The sequence below is a fragment of the Kitasatospora cheerisanensis KCTC 2395 genome, assembly GCF_000696185.1.
GTDB lineage: Bacteria > Actinomycetota > Actinomycetes > Streptomycetales > Streptomycetaceae > Kitasatospora > Kitasatospora cheerisanensis.
On record NZ_KK853997.1, the window covers coordinates 7,277,412 to 7,288,630 of the forward strand.

Annotated in this window: 13 protein-coding genes; 6 read left to right on the top strand and 7 right to left on the bottom strand. The window is 73.1% G+C overall.

The window, feature by feature from the left end; genetic code table 11:
• The first annotated feature begins 102 nt into the window (after window positions 1–102).
• The 3 genes from KCH_RS32735 to KCH_RS32745 all read left to right on the top strand — a co-directional run bounded on the left by KCH_RS32735 (window position 103) and on the right by KCH_RS32745 (window position 2,164).
• Window positions 103–726, top strand: coding sequence for an ArsR/SmtB family transcription factor (locus KCH_RS32735; protein ID WP_035869190.1), 624 nt, complete (start codon window positions 103–105; stop codon window positions 724–726).
• A complete protein-coding gene (locus KCH_RS32740; protein WP_035869194.1) occupies window positions 723–1,469 on the top strand; it encodes an SRPBCC family protein in 747 nt (248 codons plus the stop codon). The genes KCH_RS32735 and KCH_RS32740 overlap by 4 nt, the downstream gene beginning before the upstream one ends.
• 122 nt (window positions 1,470–1,591) lie before the next feature.
• Entirely contained in the window at window positions 1,592–2,164 is a 573-nt protein-coding gene (locus KCH_RS32745) for a dihydrofolate reductase family protein (RefSeq protein WP_035869197.1), read from the top strand.
• Between the two features lie 97 nt (window positions 2,165–2,261).
• On the opposite strand, the gene KCH_RS32750 is transcribed toward KCH_RS32745, so the two are convergent.
• From KCH_RS32750 to KCH_RS32765, 4 genes are all read right to left on the bottom strand, one after another.
• On the bottom strand, window positions 2,262–2,903 hold the full coding sequence (locus KCH_RS32750) for a DedA family protein (RefSeq protein ID WP_035869200.1): 642 nt from the start codon (window positions 2,901–2,903) through the stop codon (window positions 2,262–2,264).
• A 165-nt stretch (window positions 2,904–3,068) separates the two neighbouring features.
• Entirely contained in the window at window positions 3,069–4,025 is a 957-nt protein-coding gene (locus KCH_RS32755; protein WP_035869203.1) for an electron transfer flavoprotein subunit alpha/FixB family protein, read from the bottom strand.
• A 39-nt stretch (window positions 4,026–4,064) separates the two neighbouring features.
• Complete coding sequence (locus KCH_RS32760) at window positions 4,065–4,850, bottom strand: electron transfer flavoprotein subunit beta/FixA family protein (RefSeq protein ID WP_425268744.1); 786 nt, start codon at window positions 4,848–4,850, stop codon at window positions 4,065–4,067.
• A gap of 95 nt (window positions 4,851–4,945) precedes the next feature.
• Entirely contained in the window at window positions 4,946–6,643 is a 1,698-nt protein-coding gene (locus KCH_RS32765; protein ID WP_063750216.1) for an FAD-dependent oxidoreductase, read from the bottom strand.
• A gap of 96 nt (window positions 6,644–6,739) precedes the next feature.
• On the opposite strand from KCH_RS32765, the gene KCH_RS32770 reads away from it, so the two are divergent.
• Window positions 6,740–7,348 (top strand): helix-turn-helix domain-containing protein, encoded by a 609-nt coding sequence (locus KCH_RS32770; RefSeq protein ID WP_035869206.1) that lies wholly within the window; start codon window positions 6,740–6,742, stop codon window positions 7,346–7,348.
• A 66-nt stretch (window positions 7,349–7,414) separates the two neighbouring features.
• Here KCH_RS32770 and KCH_RS32775 read toward each other — a convergent pair whose 3' ends face one another.
• The 3 genes from KCH_RS32775 to KCH_RS41880 form a co-directional block, all read right to left on the bottom strand.
• Entirely contained in the window at window positions 7,415–8,095 is a 681-nt protein-coding gene (locus KCH_RS32775) for a hypothetical protein (RefSeq protein WP_051653706.1), read from the bottom strand.
• A 229-nt stretch (window positions 8,096–8,324) separates the two neighbouring features.
• Window positions 8,325–8,612: a hypothetical protein gene (locus tag KCH_RS41875; RefSeq protein ID WP_035869209.1), complete on the bottom strand. Its 288-nt coding sequence runs from the start codon at window positions 8,610–8,612 to the stop codon at window positions 8,325–8,327.
• Window positions 8,609–9,295, bottom strand: coding sequence for a hypothetical protein (locus KCH_RS41880; protein ID WP_035869212.1), 687 nt, complete (start codon window positions 9,293–9,295; stop codon window positions 8,609–8,611). The genes KCH_RS41875 and KCH_RS41880 overlap by 4 nt, the downstream gene beginning before the upstream one ends.
• A 673-nt stretch (window positions 9,296–9,968) precedes the next feature.
• On the opposite strand from KCH_RS41880, the gene KCH_RS32790 reads away from it, so the two are divergent.
• Window positions 9,969–10,505 (top strand): DUF6230 family protein, encoded by a 537-nt coding sequence (locus tag KCH_RS32790; protein WP_425268858.1) that lies wholly within the window; start codon window positions 9,969–9,971, stop codon window positions 10,503–10,505.
• A gap of 131 nt (window positions 10,506–10,636) precedes the next feature.
• Window positions 10,637–11,086, top strand: a complete 450-nt coding sequence (locus tag KCH_RS32795; protein ID WP_084224056.1) for a DUF6114 domain-containing protein — start codon at window positions 10,637–10,639, stop codon at window positions 11,084–11,086.
• Window positions 11,087–11,219 lie beyond the last annotated feature (133 nt).

The following is an 11,219-nucleotide window of genomic DNA, read 5'->3' on the forward strand; positions in this document are numbered from 1 at the left end:
AGTCCACCGACAAGAAAATTTGTCTTGACAGGAAAACCGGTCGGCGCGATGCTGGAAGCACACCCGGAGACGCCGGGGGCGCCGGGAACCGGAGGTGGAGAGGTGCTGGACGTCGCAGTGATCGAAGAGCCCGCCGCAGCCGAATCGTCGTTGGATCCGATACGGTCGCGGATTCTCGCCGCCCTCGCGGAGCCCGGCTCGGCCGCGATGCTGGCCGGGCGGTTGGGGCTGCCCCGGCAGAAGGTCAACTACCACTTGAAGGAGCTGGAGCGGCACGGCCTGGTCGAGCTCGCCGAGGAGCGGAGGAAGGGCAACGTCACGGAGCGGGTCTACCGCGCCACGGCGGCGTCCTACGTGATCTCGCCGAGCGCGCTGGCCGCGGTCAGCCCGGATCCGGCGCGGTCGCCCGATCAGCTCTCGGCGCGGTGGCTGCTGGCGCTCGGGGCCCGGCTGGTGCAGGAGGTCGGCTCGCTGCTGACGGGCGCGGCGCAGGCCGGCCGGCGGGTGGCGAGCTTCGGGATCGACGCGGAGGTGCGGTTCGCCTCCGCCGCCGACCGGGCCGCCTTCGCCGAGGAACTCTCGCAGACCGTGGCGGCGCTGGTCGGCCGGTACCACGACGAATCCGCGCCGCAGGGCCGCCGGCACCGGGTGGTGGTCGGCCTGCACCAGATCCCCGACCCGCCGGACCGGCCCGGAACCGACGAAGCACAGGAGAACCCCCGATGACGCACCCCTTCGAGATCACGCAGGAGATCGTCCTGCCGGCCGACCCCGAGCAGGTCTGGGAGGCGATCGCCACCGGGCCCGGCATCGAGTCGTGGTTCATGGGCCGCAACGAGGTCGAGCCGCGCGAGGGCGGCGCCGCCGCGATGGACGTCGGCGGCAACCGGGAGGAGGCGCTGATCACGGCGTACGAGCCCGGCAAGCGCTTCGCCACCCGCACCGGCACCGCGGCCGACGGCCGGTTCATGGCCTTCGAGTACCTGATCGAGGGCCGCGGGGGCGGCAGCACGGTGCTGCGCGTCGTCCACAGCGGCATGCTCGGCGACGACTGGGAGGACGAGTACGACGCGCTGCGTCGCGGCTGGCCGTTCCACCTGCACACGCTGCGCGAGTACCTGGCGCACTTCCCCGGGCGCACCGGCCGGCCGGTCTTCGCGATGGCGCAGACCGGCGAGCGGCCCGGCCAGGAGGTGCGGGCGGCGCTGGCCGGCGGACTGTCGTTGCCGGCCGCCGTCACGGTCGGGGCCCGGGCGCAGGCCGAGCCGGCGGGGCTGCCGCCGCTGGCCGGCGAGGTGACGTGGGCCGACGAGGAGCGCTTCGAAGTCCGCACCGGGGACGGGCTGTTCACCTTCCATCAGGCTCCCGGCCTGGTGCTGATGTTCCACCACCTGTTCGACAGCGGGGCCCCGGCCGGCCCGGACGCCGAGGCCGGCTGGGCGAGTTGGCTGGCCGGAGTCCTGGCCTGACCCGGCCCCGCGCCGACCGCCGCACCGGCCACGCACTGAAGACACCACCCGTACACCGCCACACACCCGCACACCGTCACATCCGTACGCCGTCACACCCGCACACCGAGGAGAGCACCACCATGCGCACCCTGATCAGCACGGCCTTCGTCTCGCTCGACGGCGTCGTGGAGGCCCCGGGCGGCGAGCCCGGCTACCGCAACTCCGGCTGGACGTTCAAGGACGTCGAGTTCGTGCCCGAGGCGTTCGAGCTGAAGGAGCGCGAGCAGGCGGAGTCGACCGCGATCCTGATGGGCCGGGTCAGCTACGAGGCGTTCAGCCCGGTCTGGCCGGACATGGCGGAGTTCGCGCACTACCGGACGGTGCCGAAGTACGTCGTCTCGACCACGCTCACCGAGGACCGGCTGGTCTCCAACTGGGGCGAGACCACCATCCTGCGTTCGCTCGACGAGGTCGCCGCGCTGAAGGAGACCGACGGCGGCCCGATCATCGTGCACGGCAGCGCCAGTCTGAACCGGGCGCTGTCCGACGCGGGCCTGATCGACCGTTACCACCTGCTGGTCTTCCCGCTGCTGCTCGGGGCCGGCAAGCGGCTGTTCAGCGCGACCGACAAGGACGCGCAGAAGCTGGAGCTGGTCGAGCACGCGGTGTACCGCAACGGCGTGCAGAAGCAGGTCTTCGACGTGGTCCGCTGACACGCCGCCGTACACCGCCGTACACCGCCGTACAGCGCAGAACCGCCCGCCGCCGACGATCCGTCGGCGGCGGGCGGTTCTGCGTGCGCCGGGGTGCTCAGTGCCGGGCGGCGCGGGTGCGGCGGAACTCGAGGACGAGCGGGAGCAGCGAGAGCGCCACGATGACCGCGATGGCGGGGAGCAGGTAGTGGTCGACGCTGGGGATCGTGGAGCCGAGGGCGTACCCGGCGAGGATCAGGCCGACGGTCCAGACCAGGCCGCCGACGGCCTGCCAGAGGGCGAAGGTGCGGGTGGGGACGCCGAGGGCGCCGGCCAGCGGGTTGAGGACGGTGCGGACCACGGGGACGAAGCGGGCCAGCGTGATCGCCTTGGCGTGGCCGTAGCGGGCGAGCAGTTCCTCGGCGCGCTGGGCGCCCTCGTGCAGGCGGCGGTTGCGGGAACGTTCCAGCAGGGCTCGGCCGCCCTTGCGGCCGAGCAGGTGGCCGACCTGGGCCCCGGCGAGGGCACCGACGACGGCGGCGGCGAGGACCTGCGGCAGGTTCAGGTGCGGGCCGGAGTGCTGGCCGGGGGTGCAGAGCAGGCCGGCGGTGAACAGCAGGGAGTCGCCGGGCAGGAAGAAGCCGATCAGCAGTCCGGTCTCGGCGAACAGGACGGCGGCGATGCCGAGCGCGCCGAACGCCGCGAGCAGGGAGGACGCGTCGAGCGGGTTGACCGCCAGCAGGGCGGAGTGGGCGTACACGGCGTGGCCTCCGGAGGGCGCTCTGCGTCTACAGGAAAGTAGACCGTCTACGTGACTGTAGACGATTGTGGTGGGGGAGGCGCAAGCGCGGGCGTCCGGACGCGGGAACGCCGGAAGGGCGCGACCGCAGCGGTCGCGCCCTTCCGAGCAGCTGGTGACGGGGTGTCAGCCGGCCTTCACCTGGTCGGTGAGCTGGGGGAGGACGTTGAAGAGGTCTCCGACGACGCCGTAGTCGACGAGTTCGAAGATGGGGGCTTCGGGGTCCTTGTTGACGGCGACGATGGTCTTGGAGGTCTGCATGCCGGCGCGGTGCTGGATGGCGCCGGAGATGCCCGCGGCGATGTAGAGCTGCGGGGAGACCTGCTTGCCGGTCTGGCCGACCTGGTTGGTGTGGGGGTACCAGCCGGCGTCGACCGCGGCGCGGGAGGCGCCGACGGCGGCGCCGAGGGCGTCGGCGAGGTCCTCGACCACGGAGAAGCCGTCGGCGGCGCCGACGCCGCGGCCGCCGGAGACCACGATGGCGGCCTCGGTCAGCTCGGGGCGGCCGGTGGACACCCGCGGCGTGCGGGAGGTGACGGTCGCGGCGTTGCCGGTGAACGCCACGGTCACGTTCTCGACCGCGCCGGCGGCGGGGGCGGCCTCGGGGGCGACGCTGTTCGGCTTGACGGTGATGACCGGCGCGCCGGTGGTGACGGCCGACTTCACCTGGTAGGACGCGGCGAACACCGACTGCGTGGCGACCGGGCCGTCCGCACCGGCCTCGACGTCGACGGCGTCGGTGATGATGCCCGACCCCAGGCGCAGGGCGGTGCGGGCGGCGACCTCCTTGCCCTCGCCGCCGGAGGTGACCAGCACCGCGGCCGCGCCCGCGGCCTTCGCGATCTGGGTGAGGGCGTCGACCTTGGGAACGACGAGGCGGGTGGCGAACTCCTCGCCGTCGGCGACGTAGACCTTCTCCGCACCGAACTCGGCGGCCTTCGCGGCGATCGCGGCGGCGGCGTCGCCGGCGCCCAGCACCACCGCGGAGGGGGCGCCCAGGCGGCGGGCCAGCGTCAGCAGCTCCAGCGCGGGCTTGCGCACCGCGCCGTCGGCGTGGTCGACCAGGACCAGGATCTCACTCATTGACTAACTCCAAACCCTTCGATGGTTCCTGGCGGCCCGTCAGATGAACTTCTGCTCGGCGAGGTACGCGGCGAGCTGCTTGCCGCCCTCGCCCTCGTCGGTCACGACCTGGCCCTGCGTGCGGGCCGGACGCGCGGTGATCTCCGCGACCTTCGTCCACGCCCCGGCCAGACCCACCGCACCGGCGTCGATGCCCAGATCGTCCAGGTCCAGCGACTGCACCGGCTTCTTCTTCGCCGCCATGATGCCCTTGAACGACGGGTAACGCGCCTCACCCGACTGGTCGGTCACCGACACCACCGCCGGCAGCGCCGCCTCGACCAGCTCCGTCGCCGCATCGCCGTCCCGACGACCCGACACCACACCCCCGGCCACCGACACCTCCGACAGCAGCGTCGCCTGCGCCACGCCCAGGCGCTCGGCCAGCAGCGCCGGCAGCACGCCCATCGTGCCGTCGGTGGAGGCCATGCCGCACACCACCAGGTCGTAGCCGGTCTTCTCCAGCGCCGCCGCGAGGACCGCCGACGTGCCGATCACGTCCGAGCCGTGGATGTCGTCGTCGTTGACGTGCACGGCCTTGTCCGCGCCCATCGACAGCGCCTTGCGCAGCGCGTCCTTCGCGTCGTCCGGCCCGACCGTCAGCACCGTCACCTCGGCGCCGTCGTTCGCCTCCGCGATCCGCAGCGCCTGCTCGACGCCGTACTCGTCCAGCTCCGACAGGAGGCCGTCCACGCCCTCCCGGTCGGTGGTGGCATCGTCCGCGAAGCGACGGTCACCGGTCGCGTCGGGCACGTACTTCACACAGACAACGATCCTCAAGCTCACGGCCGCCTCGTCCTTTCACGCGGGAGGGAACTCAGTACCCCCACTAGACCACACTCCGTGCCACGGATCCACTCCTCATTGAAGTGAGAGGGGCCTCAGTGTCTCGGTGCAGGGGAACTGAGTGTCAGCATCTCCCGGGGGTCAGGTCTTGCGGTGCAGGCGGAGCGTCGAGTCGCGGTGCGGGCGGCGTCCGGGTCGGTGACGGGGTGCCCGGGGTGGTCGTGCCGGGCGTGCTCCTCGGCGCGCTCCACCGTCCAGAGGTCGGGGTCGAGTTGGAGGGAGGAGAGCATCTCGTCGGGGGTCGGGAAGTTCATCTCGGGGTGCGGGTGGTCGTGCCGGGCCGGGAAGGCGGCGTGGCTGACGATCAGCAGGGTGCCGCCGGGGGCGACCGCGGCGGCGGCGCGGCGCAGCACCCGCTCGCGCGGGAACTCGGCGGGGGAGTGCAGGAACTGGGCGGAGACGAGGTCGTAGGAGCCGGTCGGGAAAGCGTTTGCCAGGTCGGTGCGCCGCCAGGTGATCCGGTCCGCGACGCCTTCGACGGCGGCCCGGGCGGCGGCCCGGTCCAGGGCGACCCGGGAGATGTCGACGGCGGTGACCTGCCAGCCCTGCTGGGCCAGCCAGATGGCGTCGCCGCCCTCGCCGCAGCCCAGGTCGAGGGCGTGGCCGGGGGCGAGGTCGGCGGCCTCGCGGGTGAGCGAGGCGTTCGGGCGGCCGCTCCAGATCTGCTCGCCCTCGCCGTAGCGGCGCTCCCAGAACTCGACGGCCTCGACGGCGAGCCGGGTCTCCTCGGCGACCAGGTCGGCGTTGATCGCGGCGCCGGCCCGCAGGCCGTCCGCGACGGCGACGGCGACCTGCGCCATCGGGTCGGCCAGGTTGCCGGCCGCCCACACGCCGGGGACCTCGGTGGCGCCGGTCGGGCCGGTGGTGGCGATCCGCTCGGCGAGCTTGACGCCGTCGTGGACCAGGTCGACCGGGGCGAGGCCGAGGCCGTCCAGGAACGGGGCCCGCACCGTCAGCGCGGTGCCGACGGCGAGCGCGTCGCAGTCGACCACGGTGCCGTCGGCCAGCCGCACGCCGGTGAGGGCGGCGGCGTCGTCGGCGGGCAGCACGGCGGTCACCTCGCCGGGGTGCACGCTCACGCCGCGGGCGGCGAGTTCGCGCCGCTGCTGCTCGGTGAACGGCGCGGCGGTGTGGGCGAGCAGCGCGACGTCGGAGCTCCACTGGCGCCACAGCAGCGCCTGGTGGACGGCGACGGCCGGCTCGGTGGCGAGCACGGCGATCCGGCGGTCGCGGACCTCCCAGCCGTGGCAGTACGGGCAGTGCAGCACCTGGCTGCCCCAGCGCTCGGCCAGGCCCGGGACCTCGGGCAGCACGTCGACGGTGCCGGTGGCCAGCAGCAGCCGCCGGGCGTGCACGGCGGTGCCGTCGGACAGTTCGGCGCGGAAGGCGCCGTCCGGCTGCGGGGTGACGGCGCGCACCTCGGCCTCGTGGAACTCGCCGCCGTACGAGGCGACTTCGGCCCGGCCGCGGGCGAGCAGCTCGGCCGGCGGCAGGCCCTCCAGGCCGAGCAGGCCGTGGATGCCCGCGGCGGGGGCGTTGCGCGGCCGGCCGGCGTCGACGACCAGGACGGAGCGGCGGGCCCGGGCCAGCACGAGCGCCCCGCTCAGCCCGGCGGCGCCGCCGCCGACGACCAGGACGTCGTGGTGGCGGGCCGGCGCGTGCGGCCGGGCGTGCTCGTGCGGGTGCTCGGTCGGGTGCTCGTGGCGGTGCGGATCGCGATGCGTGGTGGTCATGGCTCGATGGTGCGGCGCTGTCGCCGGATTGACAAACAATGTTGCTGAGGTGGCAAATGGAAGAGTCGAACGGGAGCCGGGCGTGAGGAGTGGCGGATGGGCGCGGAGGACGAGGACTTCGAGGCGGTGCTGACCGCGGTCGGGCCGCGGCTGCGGGCGATCCGGCAGCAGCGCGGCACCACGCTGGCGCAGCTCAGCGAGGAGACCGGCATCTCGGTGAGCACGCTGTCCCGGCTGGAGTCGGGCGGCCGCCGGCCCACCCTGGAGCTGCTGCTGCCGCTGGCCCGGGCGCACGGGGTGGCGCTGGACGAGCTGGTGGACGCGCCGCCGACGGGCGATCCGCGGGTGCGGCTGCGCCCGTTCGTCCGGCACGGCTGGACGTACCTGCCGCTGGCCCGGAACCTCGGCGGGATGCAGGCGTACAAGATGATCGTCCCGCCGGGCGCGCGGGAGGAGGCCGAGCAGCGCACCCATGACGGCCACGAGTGGCTGTACGTGCTGTCGGGGCAGCTGCGGCTGCGGCTCGGCGAGCACGACGTGGTGCTGAAGGCGGGCGAGGCGGCCGAGTTCGACACCCGCACGCCGCACGTGTTCACCAACGCGGGGTCCACGCCGGTGGAGTTCCTGAGCCTGTTCGGCCCGCAGGGCGAGCGGGTGCACGTGCGCGCACGGACCACCAACGGCCGGTCGGAGCATAATAATTGACGTATCGTCAGGGCGGAGCGCCGCGCCCCGGGGAGGGCGCGGCGCCGGAGTGCCGGTGGCGGGGCGTCAGTTGACCAGGACGGTGCCGCCGTTGTTGGTGTCCTTGACGGGGCCGTAGGCCGCCGTGAAGTACACGGTCGGGAAGCAGATGCTCGGGCCGCTGAACTTGGTGAGCGGCTGGTTGACCAGGCTGATCTGCGGCGGGGTGTTGGTGGCGTTGCCGTTCAGCGTCGCCGCGGAGGAGCGGAAGGTGCAGGTGGCGGTGCCGGCCAGCGTCTTGAGGACGGCGGTCGCCTGGATGACGCTGCCCGCCGCGGGCGCGAGCGAGACCGGGTAGCCGGCCGTGTCGCTGATGCTCAGCGTGTAGGGCAGGTTGTCCATCGTCAGGCTGTTCACGGCGGTGACGCCGACCACGTTGGAGGTGCAGCCGGAGAAGGTCAGGGTGGTGACCGGGCCGGACGCGGTGCCGCTGACGGTGGGGCTGACGGTCGGGTTGGCGGCCACGCTGCCGCCGATGTGCGAGGCGGTGCACTTGACGCCGGTGCTGCCGGCCGGGGTGCTGTACATGGTCGCGACGGTGCCGGAGACCAGGTCGGCGGAGAGGGCGTCGCCGACGTTGACCGGGGCGCCGATGTCCGTGTAGAGCAGGGGCCCGCTGACGGTGGCACTGGCGGGGCCGGCCTGCAGGGCGACCAGGGCGGTGGCGGCGGCCAGGGCGGCGGCGCCGGCGAAGAGGCGGTTGCGCACGAGGGTTCCTTCCGGTGGGTGGGGCATCCGGTGGGTGGGGGCGGCCCTCGGCCGATGGCCGGGGCGCGGCTCCGGCGGTGCGGAGCGCGTGCCCGCCCGCGGCGGGGCGGGCACGAGTCGGTGGGGGATCGGGCGGTGCGCCGCGCGGGACGGGTCAGCGTCCGGTGGGGCACGGCGGCGCGGCGTCACCGCCCGGGCAGCGGGCCTGCGCCGGTATCCGGCGCGGCGGTCAGTGCGCGGCGCTGTCGCTCAGCGCGGCGGTCAGGTCGGCGAGGTTGTCGTCCAGCACGAAGTTCGCGTTGGTCTGCGCGAAGCTCACTGAATTCTTGCCGGGTGCGGCGGGCAGGTTCATGGTCCAGTTGATGATCTGGTTGAGCGAGCCGAGCAGGCCGCAGCCGTTGGCGCCGGGCACCTTGAAGGTGTTGTCGACCAGGTTGGCGTTGTTCTCCGAAATCACCAGCGCGTTGTGGCCGTTGGGGTCCATGGTGAAGTCGATGCTCCCCGGGTCGCCGGTCATGGGGCGGCCGGCGCGGGCGGGGCGGTGGTGCCGGTGGTCGGCTTGAGGATCAGCGGCGCGGAGTTCGAGCCGACGTAGCAGTCCGGGCCGAACAGGGCGTTGTACAGGTGCAGTTTGATCGGCAGCTGGAAGACGGGGTACGGCTCACCGGTGGCCATCGGCGTGAACGCGGTGACCGGGCCGGCCTGTTCGACCTGCGCGAAGACGCTGGTGATGCCGGGCAGGAAGTTCTGGATGCCGGGGATGGTGATCTCCACCATCGGCGCGCTCATCAGCGGGGCGTTGGTCGGCGGCACCACCCGGTACTGGTTGGCGGTGGTGCCGTCCGGGAAGGTCACCTCGGGCGCGGACTTGTCCCAGTAGAAGCCGAACTGCAGCTTGATCGGCGAGTTGAACGGCACCACGGTGCTGCCCAGGGTGAACTTCCCGCCGTTGGTCACCGACACCAGGCAGCCGACCTGGAGGTTCGCCGGGTCGGCCATGGCCGGCGCGGACAGCGGGCAGTTGCCCATGCCGGTGTACGGCCCGCCGGGCGCGGCGGCGGAGGCCGGAACGGTGCCGGCCAGCAGCGCGGCGCCGGCCAGCGCGGCCGGTACGGCGAGGCGGCCGAGCTTCCGGCGGGAGCCGGCGCGGTCGGCGGTGCGGTCGGGGCTGGCGGAGTGGTCCGGCGGGGTGCGGCGCATGGTGGGGGGACTCCTCACGGCAAAAGGGGTGGGGTGGCGGGCCCGTTCGGGACGCGCCAACGGCGTTGCGGCGTACGGGTGTTCGGCGAGCGGCCCGGCCGCTCGACGCCACGAGCGACCGGGCCGAAGACGCGCGACTGCCACCGTGCCGCCGGGGCGGACCGTGGTACCGGGGCGCGACGCCCCGGATCGGGAGGGCGCCGACGGGCGGGGTGACGAGGAACCCGGGGCTGCGTCCGACAGCGCCGTGTTACCGCCGGGTACACCGCAAATTTCTAGGCTGGCCCGATGGCAACGTCAAGAAGGCGTGCGGAAGTTGGCAGGTCGGTGAGCGTAGTTCGGATGCGCTGGCGCCTCAAATGCCCCACCAGTCACAGGAATTGACTGTCGTTCAGATGTGTGGGGACGGTGCGCGAAGTATTGACCCGCCATGTACCCCGGGGTAACTTCCAGTCAGCTCGCAGGTATGAGAAAGATCGTCAACTGCACTCCTGCGTACGACTGTTGGCGCATCCGTCCACGCCAGGAACTCACTGCCGACGAGCCGCGCATCCCCCACCGAACCCTCTGGAGCTGCACATGGCCCACTCCGCAGAACAACCCGCCGCCACCCCCCACCGGGCGCGGCCGGGTCCGGCTGCGCCGAGCCGCACTGATGGCGATACCCGCCTGCGTGACCGCCGGCGTCCTGGTGACCCTGACCGCGCAGAACGTCCTCGCCACCCAGTTCGCCATCTCCGGCATGGCCTTCGAGGTCACCGCCGACCGCCTGGAAGGCAGCGGGTTCGAGCAGTTCGGCACCCTCGACAACATGATCGAGAACAGCCCCAACGCCGGGGACACCGGCGGCCAGCTGTTCCTGATCCAGACCGTGGTCAAGAAGGCCTCGCTGACCAAGCTCTGCCAGAGCGTCAACCTGGGCGGCATCAACCTGCTGATCACGGCCGGCGACAACGGCACCCCCGTCACCGCCGAGAACCTCAGCACCGACTCCGACCTGATGAGCGGCAACGCCGAGTTCTCCAACATCGAGGTCGGCCGCGACGCCAGCACCTACGACAAGGCCGGAGTCGCCGGCCCGCCCGGAATGTTCGGCCAGCAGGCCGACACCGTGGCGGTCAGCAACTTCCGCCAGCAGAACTACGCCACCACCGCCGGAACCTTCCGGCTGCCGAACATGCACCTCAGCTTCAGCGCCAATGGCTGCTGAGTTCGACTCGGCACCGGACCGGGCGGCCGAGCACCCCGCGGCCGCCCGGCCCACCGGCCCCGAGCACCCCACCGGCCCCGGGCCGCCGGCAGCGCCGAGCACCCCGGTGGCGCCGAGCACCACGCCAACCCCTGGCACCCCGCCAACCCCGCGCCCCCGCCGCGGACGCCCCGCCGCTCGCCGCCGCGCGAACCGGCTTCGCCGGGTGGCGCGACCGCCGCCCCTTCTGGGGCGGCCTGCTGGTCGCGCTGGCCGGTGCCGAGATCCTCTTCACCGAGAAGGCCCCGATGCGGATGGTCATCCGTATCGGACTGCTCGGCCTGGCCGGCTACATCATCCCGATCCTGATGGTGCTCTGCGGCCTGCTCCTCATCTTCCACCCCGTCCAGCGGCTGTTCTACTCCATGGTTGCTGTCCTCGCGACCCTCGGAAGCTGGATCACCTCCAACATCGGAGGCTTCTTCATCGGCCTGCTGCTCGGGCTGATCGGCAGCACCCTCGCCTTCGGCTGGATGCCCGACCAACCCCTCAGCAAGCGGAAGGCGCGCCGAGCCGCCGCCCGCCCAGCGACCCCGGCCTGACCGGGCGGCCCGCGGCGGAGGAGCGTGGCCTCCGCCGCGCGGACCGTCCGCGGCCCCGCACACCGAGCGGTCGGGGGCCGCGGACGGCAATCAACGGACCGGCCCGCGGCGGCCGCGGCACTCCGGTGTACGG